Below are 16,017 nucleotides of genomic sequence, written 5' to 3'. Positions count from 1 at the left end.
TAAATTTTCGACCACTTAACTACCAAGACAAACGCAATAAAAGCGTGTAAGAAACTCACACGCTTTTATTGTTTATTGGCTGGGGATGTAGGATTCGAACCTACGAATGCCGGAATCAAAATCCGGTGCCTTAACCAACTTGGCGAATCCCCAAAAAGGTGTTGGCTGGGGATGTAGGATTCGAACCTACGAATGCCGGAATCAAAATCCGGTGCCTTAACCAACTTGGCGAATCCCCAACTTTTAAACTGCTTAGATATTAAGTAACGGATGTTGTGATAAACCCGCCACACAATAACTTTGATAAATTTCAGCTATCTGGTGACAAATTGCTTCTGCTTTACTTTTTTCCGGAAAAGTCAAAAACACACATGCACCAGAGCCTGTCATCCTTGCTTGCCCATATTGAGATAAGACCTTAAATGCTTGAGCGACTTGCGGAAATTCCTTCAGCACCACCGCCTGCATATCATTCCTAAAAGGCTGCAACGACAGGAAAGTCGGCATTATGCTGGGCTTTGAATCACGTGTCAAGTCTTGGTGCGAAAAAATTGCAGCCGTATTCACATGAACATCCGGCTTGACTACCACATACCACTGTTCCGGTATTTCCATATCGCACAATTGTTCGCCTACTCCTTTTGCAAAAGCAGAGCGGCCGAATATGAAAAACGGCACGTCGGCGCCCAGTTTCAAGCCGATTTGCATCAATTGTTCGCGATTAATATGGCACCCCCATAAGCGGTTTAAGGCCATTAATACGGTAGCGGCATCAGAACTGCCTCCCCCCAATCCTCCGCCCATCGGAATATTTTTGTGCAACCAAATATCTACACCTACCGTTACCCCCGTTGCTTGCTTCAGAGCGGCGGCTGCGCGGCAAACCAAATCTTGTTCGGGCGGCACGCCTTGCGTAGGCGTATGCAACCGAATCTGTCCGTCGCGTCGCACGGCCAATCCGACGGTATCGTACAAATCGATCAGGCAAAAAACGGTTTCGAGATTGTGGTAACCGTCGCTGCGGCGGCCGGTAATGCGCAGATCGAGATTCAACTTGGCCGGTGCGGGGAAAGTAGCGACATGCGGCGGCCATCTGGCAGGCCTCATGCTCCTCCCCTTGCGACGCATTGTTGCGGCGCAGCAGCATCGGCCGGTAATTTTTGCACGGTATCAAAAATCAGGCGTAGCGTTAGGCGCGAACTTTCCAGTAATAACTCGCGCGGCGAGCCGTCCGGTTTCAGGCTACGGCTGATGGTCCACTCGAATTGTTGCAAGCGGCCTTGCGGATCGATTTGATGCGGTACGCCTTTTACCCACTGGCCCTGGCTCCAAACATTGAGATATTGCACCGGCAAGGCATAACCCAATAAGCGCTCGCTCAATTCTTGCGCACTACCGGCCTCAAATACTTCCCCGTTGCTGTTTACCGCCAGCACGCCGCGGCTGTCTTGGCATAATTGTCCGACCGTACTGCCCAAAGGCGTATTCACATCGATGGTTTGTACGCCGTTTTGATAAGTCCAATCAAAATTGGCGTATGAACCTTTATCATTCATCTTTACCGCCATGCGGCCATCGGCATTGAAATCTTCCACGCGCCCCTGCTCGCGCCAGTCACCCATACGCGGCGCAACCGTACTACAGGCAGCCAAGATCAAGGCAGCGCTCATGACGGTAAGAAACTTATATTTGCTGCTGTTCATCAATCAACATCCTTTGTGATTTCATGTGCTCATAGACTCATCATGCCTGTCTGAAAATTGATTTTCAGACAGGCATGCCAAGGTTTACTTAGCAGCCGGCACCGGTACGCCCAAACGGCGTATGGTTTGCAACAACAGCGCACGTTTACCGTCTTTTTGCTTCAACCCTTGATTAAACACGCGTTTCGCATCTTCTTGCCGGCCTAGTTTCCAATAAACTTCTCCCAGATGCGCCGCCACCTCCGGATCAGGATATTCTTTGAAAGCAAATTCCAGATAAGGCACGGCGGCTTCGGTTTCGCCCCTGAGGAAATACACCCACCCCATGCTGTCGTTGATAGCGGCCGACTCCGGCTCCTGCTGATAGGCAGCCTGGATTAATTGGAAAGATTCATCCAGATTGGGATTGGGCAAAGACAATAAGGTATAACCCAATGCGTTCATGCCGCCGGCGGTATTCGGCCTCAACTCCTGATAACGGCGCAAATCGGCAATCGCTTTTTGTGGGTCGTTTAATTGATCTGCATAAACCATAGCGCGCTGATACAGGATATCGGCTATTTTTTCACTGTTTCCCGGCTGTTTGGCCGTACGGCTGTAAAGCTGGTTGAGTTCTTGCAAAGCCTGCTGCGGATTATTTTGTTTTGTAATCGCAAACAGTTGTACCCGCAGCAAATCATCATCGCTAAAGAAGCGGCCTTGCTGCTCGGGCAAAGAACGGGCGCGACGGGCAATTTCCAAGGCTTGGCGCCAATTACCCGCTTCCGCGTTAACAGATGCCTGCAATACTGCTTTATCGAATACGAAATCGGGCGATTTGATTTTATCCGCCCATTCCAGCGCCTGCGCAAACTGCTTGGCCTCTGCATTTCGCATGGCAGCGACTACCGCCGCACGGCTTTGCTGCTCCTGAGTGCCGTATTTATAAGCTTGATTCAAATAACCTAGGGTGGTTTGCAAATCGTCTTTCTGGTTCATCGACAAAAAAGCGGCTTGCAGATAAAGATCGCTATCGGGTTTTTCCGCCAAGAGCTTTTGCAATAAAGCATAAGCTTCGCGGTTTTTCCCGGCATGTATCATGCTTTCCAGCTTAATTTGCTGCCACATTGGCGAAAGTTTATCGGTATCGGTTTGTGCAAAAAAACGATTGAGGATAGCAGGTTGCTGCTGGCCGATTAAGCGCAAGGTCAGCTCGGTGGCCGGCAAAATGGAAGCGTCGAGTTCAGATAGGCGTTTCAAGGCCTGTATCGCTTCGTTTTCATCACCGGCGTAGGCACTATAAATCGCATCCGTAATCACCGCTTCCGGCATATCTGGGTATTTTTTCGCTTCGGCATGGACAACTTTATCGATTTGTTTGGCCAGCCCCGGACGCTGTACGCCGGCTTGCGCCAGCAACAGGAACAAGCGGCTGCGCTGATCGTCATCCGCATTGCTCATGGCATCGCGCATACCGCTGCGGATATTGTCCACATCACCGAAGGTTACGCTACGTGCCCAAGCCATACGCCTCTGTGCTTTACCCGGCACCGGCTCGGCCTCGCGCCATTTCTGATAAATCGCTTCAGCCTGCTCGTACGCATGCAGTGAAATCGCCATATCCATTGCCCGTTCAGCCACTTGCGGGTCTTTGCTGCGATCAAACATCACCATATAAGTGGCCAGCGCGGTGCCTGCATCACCTTTTTGCAAGGCCATTTCACCACCCATCAGCACAAAAATTTCATTGGTGCGTTTCACGATATCCTGGCGGCGTTGTCTCTCCTGTTCCCGCCCTGTTTCTTTAGTCACCTCCCGGTAATCGGATGCCTTAATCTCCGGCTTAGCGGCGGTTTCTGCTCCTTTAACATTTGCTGCGACGGCAGGTGCGGTCAGAGAAAACGCCAGCAATACGGCAGATACGACCGGGCGAAAACGGGTCTTCCAGAAAAACATAACATTTCCTTTAGCGGCAACAGCGGCTGGCAGCCGGCTGCATCAGAATTAATGCAAGAATAAAATTCAAAACGGACAATATCATCCACCAGATAAGGCCGTTACTTTATCACAAGCTTTTTTAACGGGGATAGTTTTACAAGAAATTAGCGCGGCCTCACCGTATGCCAACATTAGGCAACACAATGCCTGTCTGGAACCATTCAGACAGGCATTGCCCGCATTACTTGCAAGATTAAGAAAAGCTGTCTGAATACGTTTTCATTATCCTTTATAATCACGATTTTTCGGTTTTTTGCTTTCAAACCCATGCAGCAGCCCCTCCTTACCCGTTTTCTACAAAGCCTCGGCAGCGACAACGCAGCGGTTTCAGACAGGCATCCCAACCTGTTCGGCCGAGCCTTAGCCGATTACCGGCAGGCAGCGGTGTTACTGGCTGTGGTTTGGCATCGCCATGAGTGGCAACTACTGCTCACCCGCCGTGCCGATACTTTGCGCCACCACACCGGCCAGATTGCACTGGCGGGCGGACGGCGCGACCCGCACGACAGCAGTTTCACCGCCACTGCCTTGCGCGAAGCTCACGAAGAAATCGGCACGCCGCCGGAAGTCTGGCAAACATTCGGCGAAATGCCGCCGCGCTACACGCCCTCGGGCTACGCAGTGCATGCCGTACCCGCACTGGCCGAATCCTTACCCGCGCTCTCCATTAACCCGCAGGAAGTGGCCGAAGTATTTTATGTTCCCCTCACCGTTGCCTTGAATCCCAAAAATTACCAAACGCGCACCACCTTGTTCCAAAACCAAGCGCGCCACACCCCCGTTCTCCCCTACGGCGCTTACGATATCTGGGGATTGACCGGTTTGATTTTATTCTCGGCAGCAGAACGCTATCAGTTTTTTATCAAAGAGCATCCTATTATTTAAAACCACAAATATTTAATGCCTGTCTGAAAACGCAGAACCGACTTGAATTTCATTATTCGGCCTGCATCTAGCCCATCATCTTCATCCCAAGCAAACGAGACGATCCTTATGCCGGAGCTACCCGAAGTCGAAACCACCCTGCGTGGCATATCACCGCACATCCAAGGGAAAACCGTGGTGTCGGCCACCGTGCGCCAAACCAAACTGCGCTGGCCGGTTCCCGAAGATTTAAACGGCATTTTGCAACTGCAAAACGTGTTATCCTGTAGCCGCCGCGCCAAATACCTGATTATCCGTTTTCAGACAGGCATATTGTTAATACACCTCGGCATGTCGGGCAGCCTGAGGATTTTCCGCCAAGATAAGCACACACCGCCGGGAAAACACGATCACATCGACCTTCTTTTCGACGACGGCACCCTGCTGCGCTATCACGACCCGCGCCGCTTCGGTGCTTTTCTGTGGTATCCGGGAGCGGTAGAAACCCATCCCTTATTAACCAAACTCGGCCCCGAACCGCTGGATACGGAATTTAACGCCGGTTATCTGACCGCTGCCCTACACAAACGGAAAGGTCCGATTAAATCGGCGCTGATGGATAACGCCGTTGTGGTCGGCGTCGGCAATATTTATGCCAACGAAAGTTTGTTTCTGGCCGGCATTGCCCCCAACCGCCCTGCCTCAAGCCTCACCGCCCCGGAAATCGCCTTGTTAACCGAAACCATACGCAGCGTATTGCAACGCGCCATCGAAAAAGGCGGCAGCACCTTGCGCGACTTTGTCGACAGCGAAGGTAAAAGCGGCTACTTCCAACAGGAATACCGCGTATATGGCCGCCACCGGCAACCCTGCCTGCAATGCGGCACCCCGATTGAAAAAAGCATCATCGGCCAGCGCGGCACTTTCTACTGCCCGCACTGCCAACAATAACCCCAAACACAACACGAGTGATTATGTCTTCCGCCAAAACCTCCCTCGGCACCCGCCTGCTGCGCAGCCTGCGCATCGTGCGTTTTCTGTTTACCGCGCTGTGGCGCCTGCATAATATCGATCCCGACAACCCGGTGCAACGCGGCCGTGTCATCAACGCCATCGGTGCCCTAGGCTTACAGATTCTAAATGTCAAACTTGAATTCGATCACAACGAAACGGCCGCCGGCGCCCCTGCCAAGCCGGATAACGGCCGTGGTATGCTGATTGTGGCCAACCATGTTTCTTGGCTGGATATTTTCGTCTTGGCCACCCTTTACCCCTGCAGTTTTATCGGCATGCAGGAAATCAAGCGCTGGCCGCTGATCGGCACGGTGGCACGCAACGCCGGCACGGTGTTTATCAACCGCAAAAACCGCAAAGACATCGATCCCATCAACGCCGCTATTGCCGCTTCGCTGAAAAAGAGCCAAAACGTGGCCTTTTTCCCCGAAGCGCGCACCAGCGACGGCAACGGCGTACTGCCTTTCAAAGCCGCGCTGTTCCAGTCTGCCATCAATGCCAACGCCCCCATCCAGCCTGTGGCGTTACGCTATTACGATGCAAACGGCCAGCGCACCACTTGCGTCACTTTCGACGATGTCAACCTGTTGCAATCATTTTGGCGCATCATTTCGATGCCGGAAATCCGCGTACGCGTCGACCGTTGCCAACGCATTTTCCCGCAAGACCATCCCGAAGCCGACCGCTTTTTATTAAAAGACTTGGCCGAACAGGCCATTTGCGAAAAAGTCTATGCCGACAGCCCTTTACCTTATCCTGCCGATACTGAAATAAACACCGTTTCAGACAGGCCTGTTGTTTAATAAATATTTCTTATTAATTTTATTTTTACAATAAATTATACGAATGTATTCGCTTTTAATATAATGGCAACACCTTTTACAGCCAAACCATGATTCACTATTTTTATTAATTTGTTTCTCATTTTTTATTTCAGGAATTCAATATGTCAGTTATCATCAAAACCGAACAAGAGCTAATCGGCCAAAACGTACCGAACGTGGTATTTCACACCCGCAAAGGCGATGCTTGGGTCGACGTTTCCACCGACGATTTGTTCAAAGGCAAAACCGTAGCCGTATTCTCACTGCCCGGTGCCTTCACCCCCACTTGCTCCTCCACCCACCTGCCGCGTTACAACGAATTGGCCAAAGAGTTCTATGCCCACGGCGTAGACAGCATCCTGTGCGTATCCGTAAACGATACTTTCGTGATGAACGCTTGGTTGGCCGACCAAGAAGCAGAAAACATCATTGTGGTACCGGACGGCAACGGCGAATTCACCCGTGGCATGGGCATGTTGGTTTCTAAAGACCAACTGGGTTTCGGCGACCGCTCTTGGCGTTACTCCATGCTGGTAAAAGACGGCAAAATCGAGAAAATGTTTATCGAACCGGTAAAAGACGGTGATCCGTTTGAAGTTTCCGATGCCGATACCATGTTGAAATACATCGATCCTTCTTGGAAGGCCCAACAGTCCATCACCGTATTCAGCAAACCGGGTTGCCCGTTCTGCGCCAAAGCCAAACAATTGCTGCAAGACCGCGGCTTGGCTTACGAAGAAATCGTATTGGGCAAAGATGCCACCACTACTTCTGTACGCGCCATCACCGGCAAAACCTCCGTACCGCAAGTATTCATCGGCGGCCAATATATCGGTGGCAGCGAAGAGCTGGAAGCTCACTTCGCTAAATAACCGACCTCAAATCAGTAGTATTTAAAGACAAGGGCTTGCTTCTCGGCAGCCCTTCTTTAAAATGAACAGGTCACATGGAAATTTACCGGCGGCCCGGCACCTTCGCAAAATCTCCAGATACGGTATGCCGTTCAAAGCGTAATAGCGCACCACACAGAAATGTACCGCAAATGGAAATTTTGCAAAGGTTTCGACTAATCGCATTAGCCCGAGCCAAATGTATTTAAACCGCATTTTTGTATTTTTCTCAAAAAGTGCGGGGCGGCCATATTAACAATCTTCACACTATCTGTTACCGAAAATACTTTTCAGACAGGCATTGCACAACCGTATAGTGCCGAAAGGAAAAACATGAAAAAAATCAAAGCTGATGTTGCCGTAATCGGCGGCGGAACCGCCGGCATGGGAGCTTTTCGCAACGCCCGCCAACACACCGACAATGTCTATCTCATTGAAGATCACAACTTCGGCACCACCTGCGCGCGTGTCGGCTGTATGCCCTCCAAACTGATGATTGCCGCGGCCGATGCACGCCATCATGCCCTGCATACCGATCCGTTCGGCATTCATTTGGACAAAAACAGCGTGCAGGTAAACGGCGAAGAAGTGATGAACCGGATCAAATCCGAGCGCGACCGCTTTGTAGGTTTCGTCTTAGAAGACGTAGAAGCTTGGCCCGCAGAACGCCGCATTTTAGGCCGAGCCAAATTCATTAACGAGCACACCCTCCAAATCGACGACCATACCCAAATTGAAGCCGAGCGTATTGTGATTGCCACCGGTTCCAGCCCCGTTGTTCCGCCGAAATGGAAATCCTTGGGCGACAAACTGGTCATCAACGACGATGTTTTTGCATGGGATACCCTTCCCGAAAGCGTGGCGGTATTCGGCTTGGGCGTCATTGGCTTGGAGCTTGGCCAGGCATTGCACCGTCTGGGCGTAAAAGTCGAGATTTTCGGCGGCAGTACTTTCGGCGGTATTTCCGACCCTGAAGTATTGGCCGAAGCCAAAGCGATTTTCAGTGAAGAAATAAACTTATACTTAGATATCGACCGCGATAAAACCGAAGTCAAATTGAATGATGACGGCAAGGTGGAAGTCAACTGGATAACCAAAGAACAAAGCGGTACTTTTACCGCCGACTACCTGTTGGCCGCTGTCAGTCGCCGACCGAATGTAGACAACATCGGCTTGGAAAATCTCGATATTAAGCTGGATGACCGCGGCGTTCCGGTTGCCGATCCGCTGACCATGCAAACCAGTATTCCGCATATTTTCATTGCCGGTGACGCTTCCAACCAAATTCCGTTACTGCACGAAGCCAGCGACCAAGGAAAAATCGCCGGCGACAATGCCGGCCGTTATCCGGAAATTGCCCCAGGCCTGCGCCGCAGTTTGATTAGCGTTATATTCAGCGACCCGCAAATCGCAGCCATCGGTAATCGCTATGGCGATTTAAGCAAGCAATATGGTGATGAGTTCGAAAAGAAAGTCGCCATAGGCGAAGTATCGTTCCGCAATCAAGGCCGCAGCCGTGTGATGCTGGTTAACAAAGGCAAATTACGTGTTTACGCCGACAAAAAAAGCGGCCGCCTGCTCGGCGCCGAAATCGTCGGCCCCGCCGCCGAACATCTTGCCCACCTCTTGGCTTGGTCTCATCAAGCCGGTATGACTGTACCGCAAATGCTGGATATGCCCTTCTATCACCCGGTAATCGAAGAAGGTCTTCGCACCGCACTACGTGATGTGAACGGCAAACTGGATAAATAACTACTGCTAAGGCCACATAAGCGAGATTGAAAAAACCACTAGGGTCTGCCGACAATTAACGCAACGGCGGTGTTTTTGGTCAAAAATCCCCGTCTGCGGCGTTAGGTAGCGTAGCGGACTTGCGAAGCTAAAATGCTCGCAAGGTGTTCAACCTTGCTGTGCTTTTTGCCTGGCATACGCGGTTTTTGCCTCAAAAAACCGCTTCGCCGGTTAATTGTCGACAGACCCTAGCGATACACAATTTTTTATCACTTTGTGACGGTTAACATAGTGGATTTCTTTTAATTCGACCCATAAATTTTTTCATACTATCAAAATCCTTTTTCAGACAGGCATATGCCTATCTGAAAAAGGATTTAATATATTGATCACTATAGCCGATTAACTTAACTTTCTTGAAGGCTTTGCTGCACCTTAGCTCGAGGAGAACGATTTTGTAAGCCGTACAGAATCAGTTCCGTACTACTTTTACTGTCTGCGGCTTGCTGTCTTATATCGAAGTAATTAAATCCGCTATACTTACCATAAAGGCAATGCCTGTCTGAAAAAAAACACCGTAACCTAAACAGTAACGGTGTTTTTTTCAGACAGGCATTTACACCTTCGACTCTTTTACCTTTTTCGGCAAAATAAAACACATTTTCAAGCCGTTCGGTTTTATATTCTCGGCAAAAATCTTACCACCGTGCTGACCGACGATATGCTTGGTCAGAGCCAACCCCAAACCGGTACCGGGCTTATTGGCACTACTATCCGCACGATAAAAGGCAGTAAAAATATGCGGCAATTGGTTTTCCGCCACCCCATGGCCGTTATCAATTACCTCAATCATCCAATTACGTGTATCCTGATGAAGTTTCACATTAATGACACTGCCCTCAGGGCTATAGGCCATCGCATTACGGATAACATTATCCAAAGCACGGTAAAGATAACTCTCGTTAGCCTGCAAAGTAGCATCCTCAGGTACTTTTTCCAGCTTCAATACGACTTCTTGCCGGTTTTTCAATGCTACGGCCTGACTATCTTCCACCAGTTGGCGGATAAACGGTACCAATTTCAGATTTTCTTTTTCCATCGGAATATTGGCGGTTTCCAAACGTGAAAGCGTCAGCAATTCGCCTACCAATGTATCCATTCTTACCAGTTCGTTCTCCAAGCGCTGAAGATACTGCTCCTGCTTTTGCGGTTGCGCCTGAATCAAACCGACAATGGCCTGCATTCGCGCCAAAGGAGAACGCATCTCATGAGAAACGTGATGCAGTAAATGACGCTCTTTCTCTACCAACTTTTGCAATTGCTGTGCCATTTTATCGAACTGGCCGGCAAGTTGCGATAACTCATCGTCCCTATCGTCTATCTGCTGCGCAATACGGGTTTCCAATTCACCGGCTGCCAATCGGTTCATGCCCCGTCCCAAAATGCGGATGGGCTTGGTAATGTTGTTGGCGAGAATATAGGCAAGTAGTAAACCGACCAGGAAAATAAAACTTAGGATAATAATTTCATGCCAAACCGGGGCCAATGGCAAACCCGGAATAAACAACGGGCTGACCGGCTTATCGCTCTGATCATCCGTTCCTTTAATGAAAAACAAATATTCCTGCCCCAAACGATCATATTCTATATGCATCATATCCGAGCTGGGATTGTTGAGTGCATTCTGGCGCGCCACCTCAATCAGGCGTGGATCCAATCGACGACCAAGAATATCGCGATCATCATCACCGGCAATCATAAAGACATTGCGGGAAATCGGATGATCCCGCCATTCCTGCAAAATATCTTTGGCACCCTGCTCACCGCGCGCCTTAAACGCCGACACCATACTATTGAGCAGCGTGGTTTCAATGATGCGTTGCTGCCGATAATGGTTTTCGGCAAAGGTGTTCTGTACCACCCAAAAAGAAAAACTCGCCACGAATATCGCGCAGATAATCACAGCGCAAAACGTGGCGAATATGCGTTGAAACAGTTTCATTTAAATGGCTGTTCTCAATCAGTTTTTAACAAATAAATAACCCAAACCGCGAACTGTTTGAATCAAAGAGGCATCACCGAGTTTATGACGGATACTGGAAATATGTACATCAATACTACGGTCGAACTTAGCCAGCTTGCGATCCAAAGCTTCAATAGACAAAGTCTCTTTGCTGACTACTTGGCCGGCATGACGCATCAGCACTTCCAACAAATTAAATTCGGTACTGGTCAATTCCAGTGGCGCTTCTTTAATGGTAGCCTGGCGCTTGGCAGGATAGAGTGTCACATCGCTTACCGAAATACTATTGGGTGCACCGCCTTGATCATTGGCGGAATTTTGCGCACGGCGCAAAATAGCGTTGATTCGTGCCAACAATTCACGGGGAGTACACGGCTTAGGCACATAATCGTCGGCACCCATTTCCAAGCCGATGATGCGATCGATATCGTCGCCCTTAGCGGTCAACATGATAATTGGAATGGTGCTCTGGCTGCGGACATTTTTCAGCACGTCCAAGCCATTCATCTTCGGCATCATGGAATCCAACACGACCACATCGTATTGGCCGGACAAAATTTCCTGTACGCCTGCCTCGCCGTCGGGCACGCTGTGTACATTCAAGCCTTCTGCGGTTAAATATTCTGTCAGCAATTCGGTCAATAACGCGTCATCATCTACCAATAAAACACGGCTCATTGTGCTATCCTTTTTTGTTCTTTATTCAATATTGTTCCAAAGTCGTACCTGCCGGCTATAAGCCCTTTCAGGCAGGCCTCCCTTAAGTCGGAACGCGCTTAATCTTAACATGGCTTACATTGGGTTAGGTAGCATATTTCCCAAGGCTTTTGCGCTTTTTTTCAATGAAGGCAACCGCCTTTACAATCCAAGTATCATTTATCGGAAGCAGCTTGTTGCCATTCGCAACGCTGCATATCCGGCAATATCCTCGCTATATCCGCGCATGCCTGCTTGGCCTGAGGATAAAGCTGGGCAAACCGCGCATCTTGCTGCAATGCATTAGCATATTTGCTCATCAGCTCGGGATAATAGCGGTAAACTTTGTCCAGCCATGCCAAAGCCTCCTGATGTTTGCCCTGCCGTTCGAGATAAAGCCCATGATAAAAAGCCAGGCTGTACGGTCGCTGAACGGCTAATTCGCTGTGCACCCGTATTGCCCAATCCGGCACCTCTTTCATGTAGGCCAGATCACCTGTTTTCATTGCCAGGCGCATCAGAGTATTCAGTTTCAATAACGATTCGTTATTGTAAAGATACATCATCTTACCGGTTTCTTTCGCCCATGCATCTTCACGGCTCAGATTCGCTGCTTCCGGCTGAATGGCCATGCGGTAATAGGTATATTCCAAGCGGAACATGCCAACCAAAACCACCATCACCGCAACAAAACCGGCGAAACCTGCTTTGGTAATCATTTGCTTGCTTGCATCCTCTGCAACAGACGACACCACTTGTGCATCCTCGCCCAACAAAGCAAACAAAATAGTAAACATCACCAGAAAATAAAGGTACCACAACGGATATTCCAGCATACTGTGGCAAAGGCTTACCAATAACATGGCCAACACAAAGCCGCTTGCTTGTGTGAATCCCTTTTTCAAGCTGATCACGGCTACCACTACAAAACCACCTGCCAGAATCAAGGTACCGACGCCCCCAACGGTGGCCAGCAATTGCAGGATCAGATTATGACAGTGAGTAAACAATACCGAAGTATCATACGGGCGGTAACCTTCGGGTGAATTGTTAATCAAAAAGCTTTGATAAGCAAAGCCATCCCAACCGTGTCCGAGCCACGGTGCGCTTTTAAACGCCTCCCAAGCTTTCAGCCATTCGTAATAACGGCCGGAATGCGCAAAACCGGAACCACCGGCACGTTGCAACGCCGATTCAAAATCACTGCGCACAAAAGAGGTAACCAGCATGGGCGACACCACTTGCATCAGGCCTACCAAGGCCAAAGCAAACAGCAAAATCCCCGCTGCTTTACGCGAAACCTTAAACCACAATAGCGGCACCAACGGCAAAATCGCCATCAAGTAAACAAAAATCGTGCGCGAGCGGACGAAGCCCAACACCAATGCCAATGCCAGCAAGCAAATAACCGCCAAAACAGATGACATTTTCCTAGCCGACCACAAATAAGCAGTCGACAAAATGCCCCACATCATGTAATGGCCCAAATGGTTACGTTGGCCTATCTGGCCTGAAGACTCGCCGCCGGAATAGAAAATATAGCCGCCCCAAGGCGCCATCCATTCGGTTAACTGCAAAATCGCCACCATGCTTTGCAGTAAAGAACCGATTAACAGCAACCAAGCGATTATAGTCAAAACCTGCTGCTGGCCGTATTTAGCCGATAAGCCTTTTACCGCCCAATAGAGAAACCCGCAGATCAGCAACGCGGCAGCGGCGGAGTCATTCGGCCCTGTTAAGGGAAGATGCAGCACCCTCGCCTGCCACCAGACAAATACGGCGGCCACGGCAAAATAATAAAAACCCAAGGGCACTTTGATTTTCAGGCCGCCGCTGAAGGCCGTACCGACAAACAACAGCAATGAAGCTACCAGCGGCAACTGCTGTACATAAAAGTAGTAAAGATGATCCTCCCCCCAAGGGAAGGAAAAGCTGATCACCGCCAATACTGAAAACATCAACCACAACGGTAGTGCTTTCCATCCGGATAACAATGGTTTGTTTGAAGAGTCTAATAAATCCATGACATTTTCCCTATAACGCGGCCATTTTTCCTTTCAGACAGGCATCACGCTTATTCTCATTACTGTTTTATTTTATTTGGCTGTTAGCAGCCGGCGCCGGACATTTCTGCTCGGGATTGACCTTGGCATATTGTGCACACGCCTCATCCAACTGCGGACGCAAACCTTTAAAATTCTGATTGGCATCGATTACCGATGCATAATAAGGCATCTGGCTCGGATAATACTCATACATACGCCTCATCCAGCGGCTGCCTGCCTCCTTATCGCCATTACGGTAAAGATAAAGTCCCACCGTATGGGCGTTTGCATACGGCCTGAACACCATGGCCTGCTCTGCCGCCCTTACTGCCCACGGTTGGATGACAGGATCAGCCGGTGAAGCACGGCGGTTAAGCGATAATTGAGCATAGTAGCGCAGCATCGGCTCGCTACGCTCGATGCGCAACAATCCATCGATTTTCTCAGCTACCTGCTGCGGCGTATCGGTTTTCAACACCGTATCAAATTTCACCAATTCACTGTATACAAAAGCCAACCTCACTATCCCGGTAATCAAGAACACCGACACCAAAGCGGTTCCCCAGCGCACGACCATTGCCGGGCGCCCATCTATAATTCGGTTCGCAACCGCTTTTTCTTCACCAACCGGCTGAAGGCTCAGCATAATGCCGAACGGCACCAAAAAATACACATACCACAGCGGATACTCCAGCATCGAATGACAAAGCGTCACCGTTAGTAAAGCAAGCGGCAGCAATGATGTTTGCGACAACGGCCGTTTAAAATACCCCGACAACACCCAAGCCAACCCACCGAATACCAACAATGTACCGATGGCCCCCATTTCGGTAAGTAATTGCAAAACGATATTATGGCTATGAGTAAACAGCACACTGGCCGAATCATAGCGCCAACCGGTAGCAAACGCATTCACCAAAAAACCCTGCTCGGAATAAGACTGCCAACCATGGCCCCACAATGGGGCAGTCAAAAATACCGTCCACGCCCGGCTGCGTTCTACCGCTCTCGGTGAAGCAACAATCTCCTTATTGGCCACCCTATCAATTGCGCTGACGTAATCAATCTGCAACAGCGCCATCAATTTATCAAAGGAAAGTTGTACCAACACCACTATTGCCAGCGCAAACAACATCACCCACATCATACGCGCCGCTTCTTTACCCGCACGCCAGCGCCAAAACAATACCAGCAGAGCCAGCATGAAAATATAAATAAACAGGGTGCGCGAATTGACCATACCGAGCGTAGCCGCCAAATACACGACCAGCACCGCACCGAGCCAGTCCGGCACACGCTTCTGCGCCCACAGATAAGCAGCCGAAATCACTCCCCACATCAGATAATGGCCGAGGTGGTTGCGTTGTGCCAACTGTCCCATCACATTATTGGCGCTGCTGGTTAAAATATATCCGCTAAAATGATCCGACCAACCGCCAAATTGCAAAATACACACCACTGACTGCAACAGCGATCCGACAACCAAAGCCCAAGCCAATACGGCGCCGACCTTATCTTGCCCGACCGAAACTACCCAACCACGGCAAGCCCAAGCCAGCAGCGCAATCACCGCAAACGACCACACAGCCATATCGCTTACACCTGGAAACGGTAGCGCCATTATCCGTGCCTGCGCCCACCAGAAGGCTGCCAACAACAAAAAATACACACTATTGGCCGGTAAGCGCACATTCATTTTTCCGGCCAACGCACTTGTCAACACCAAGATCAGTGCAAACAGCAATGAGCCGCTTTCCAAGTAAAAACTCGATAAAGGCCCCTGCCGCCAAATCGACATAAACGGGGTAATACAAATCAGCGCAAAGCCGAAGGTTAACAAAGAAACGTCGGAATTGCGGTCGTAGGTTGTTATTCTGCTCACGCAGCACCTTTCTTGTGTTGTTTGGCAAAGGCCAAACACGAAATAAAAAATACCGTACTCAAACACAAAGCAGCCAGCGCACACAGCCGGCTGGCCCAAGCCGCATCAAACAAGCGCATGACTGCTTCGGCAACATAAAACAAAATCAATAAGCTCGACCATTGAAAAGTATAAAGCTTACCTTTCAAAATACCGGCCAACGGCAAACACAGCGGCAAAGCTTTCAAAGCCAACCAAGAGCCACCCGGCCGCAGCGGCGAGAGCCATAATTCCCAAGCAAGGCTCAGCGCAATCAAGCTGCACAAACTGATTACCGCCACCGGATGCGACCAATGTTTTTCAAAAACAGCCATATGTTTGCCAACGCC

13 protein-coding genes and 2 tRNA genes are annotated in these 16,017 nt (G+C 49.8%); 5 read left to right on the top strand and 10 right to left on the bottom strand.

The window, feature by feature from the left end; translation table 11 throughout:
• Nucleotides 1-76 precede the first annotated feature (76 nt).
• The 5 genes from Q4C79_RS05735 to Q4C79_RS05715 form a co-directional block, all read right to left on the bottom strand.
• Nucleotides 77-153: transfer RNA gene (locus Q4C79_RS05735), tRNA-Gln, on the bottom strand.
• Between the two features lie 9 nt (nucleotides 154-162).
• Nucleotides 163-239 (bottom strand) — tRNA-Gln (locus tag Q4C79_RS05730).
• A gap of 13 nt (nucleotides 240-252) precedes the next feature.
• A complete protein-coding gene (gene ispE / locus Q4C79_RS05725) occupies nucleotides 253-1,107 on the bottom strand; it encodes a 4-(cytidine 5'-diphospho)-2-C-methyl-D-erythritol kinase (protein WP_303090061.1) in 855 nt (284 codons plus the stop codon).
• Nucleotides 1,104-1,703, bottom strand: coding sequence for an outer membrane lipoprotein LolB (locus tag Q4C79_RS05720; protein WP_303090060.1), 600 nt, complete (start codon nucleotides 1,701-1,703; stop codon nucleotides 1,104-1,106). Before Q4C79_RS05720 ends, ispE begins: the two co-directional genes overlap by 4 nt.
• Nucleotides 1,704-1,787: 84 nt before the next feature.
• Nucleotides 1,788-3,638, bottom strand: coding sequence for a heme biosynthesis protein HemY (locus tag Q4C79_RS05715; RefSeq protein WP_303090059.1), 1,851 nt, complete (start codon nucleotides 3,636-3,638; stop codon nucleotides 1,788-1,790).
• Nucleotides 3,639-3,947: 309 nt separating this feature from the next.
• Between Q4C79_RS05715 and Q4C79_RS05710 the strand changes: the two genes are divergently transcribed.
• The 5 genes from Q4C79_RS05710 (at nucleotide 3,948) to Q4C79_RS05690 (ending at nucleotide 9,024) form a co-directional block, all read left to right on the top strand.
• Entirely contained in the window at nucleotides 3,948-4,565 is a 618-nt protein-coding gene (locus Q4C79_RS05710; RefSeq protein WP_303090058.1) for a CoA pyrophosphatase, read from the top strand.
• A gap of 108 nt (nucleotides 4,566-4,673) precedes the next feature.
• Entirely contained in the window at nucleotides 4,674-5,495 is an 822-nt protein-coding gene (gene mutM / locus Q4C79_RS05705; protein WP_303090057.1) for a bifunctional DNA-formamidopyrimidine glycosylase/DNA-(apurinic or apyrimidinic site) lyase, read from the top strand.
• Nucleotides 5,496-5,518: 23 nt separating this feature from the next.
• On the top strand, nucleotides 5,519-6,361 hold the full coding sequence (locus Q4C79_RS05700; protein WP_303090056.1) for a 1-acylglycerol-3-phosphate O-acyltransferase: 843 nt from the start codon (nucleotides 5,519-5,521) through the stop codon (nucleotides 6,359-6,361).
• 143 nt (nucleotides 6,362-6,504) lie between these two features.
• Nucleotides 6,505-7,254, top strand: a complete 750-nt coding sequence (locus tag Q4C79_RS05695) for a glutathione peroxidase (RefSeq protein ID WP_303090055.1) — start codon at nucleotides 6,505-6,507, stop codon at nucleotides 7,252-7,254.
• 351 nt (nucleotides 7,255-7,605) lie between these two features.
• On the top strand, nucleotides 7,606-9,024 hold the full coding sequence (locus tag Q4C79_RS05690) for a dihydrolipoyl dehydrogenase (protein ID WP_303090054.1): 1,419 nt from the start codon (nucleotides 7,606-7,608) through the stop codon (nucleotides 9,022-9,024).
• A 595-nt stretch (nucleotides 9,025-9,619) separates the two neighbouring features.
• Here Q4C79_RS05690 and Q4C79_RS05685 read toward each other — a convergent pair.
• From Q4C79_RS05685 to Q4C79_RS05665, 5 genes are all read right to left on the bottom strand, one after another.
• A complete protein-coding gene (locus tag Q4C79_RS05685) occupies nucleotides 9,620-11,005 on the bottom strand; it encodes a HAMP domain-containing sensor histidine kinase (protein WP_303090053.1) in 1,386 nt (461 codons plus the stop codon).
• An 18-nt stretch (nucleotides 11,006-11,023) separates the two neighbouring features.
• Entirely contained in the window at nucleotides 11,024-11,704 is a 681-nt protein-coding gene (locus tag Q4C79_RS05680; protein ID WP_303090052.1) for a response regulator transcription factor, read from the bottom strand.
• A gap of 194 nt (nucleotides 11,705-11,898) precedes the next feature.
• Nucleotides 11,899-13,746: a PglL family O-oligosaccharyltransferase gene (locus Q4C79_RS05675; protein ID WP_303090051.1), complete on the bottom strand. Its 1,848-nt coding sequence runs from the start codon at nucleotides 13,744-13,746 to the stop codon at nucleotides 11,899-11,901.
• A 67-nt stretch (nucleotides 13,747-13,813) separates the two neighbouring features.
• Nucleotides 13,814-15,649, bottom strand: coding sequence for a PglL family O-oligosaccharyltransferase (locus Q4C79_RS05670; protein ID WP_303090050.1), 1,836 nt, complete (start codon nucleotides 15,647-15,649; stop codon nucleotides 13,814-13,816).
• Complete coding sequence (locus tag Q4C79_RS05665) at nucleotides 15,646-16,002, bottom strand: DUF2069 domain-containing protein (protein ID WP_303090049.1); 357 nt, start codon at nucleotides 16,000-16,002, stop codon at nucleotides 15,646-15,648. Before Q4C79_RS05665 ends, Q4C79_RS05670 begins: the two co-directional genes overlap by 4 nt.
• Nucleotides 16,003-16,017: the final 15 nt, after the last annotated feature.

The organism is Neisseria sp. (assembly GCF_030523955.1).
In the GTDB taxonomy this organism is placed as follows: domain Bacteria; phylum Pseudomonadota; class Gammaproteobacteria; order Burkholderiales; family Neisseriaceae; genus Neisseria.
Note: the sequence above shows the minus strand (reverse complement) of the source record. Positions and strands in the feature narration are given on the sequence as shown.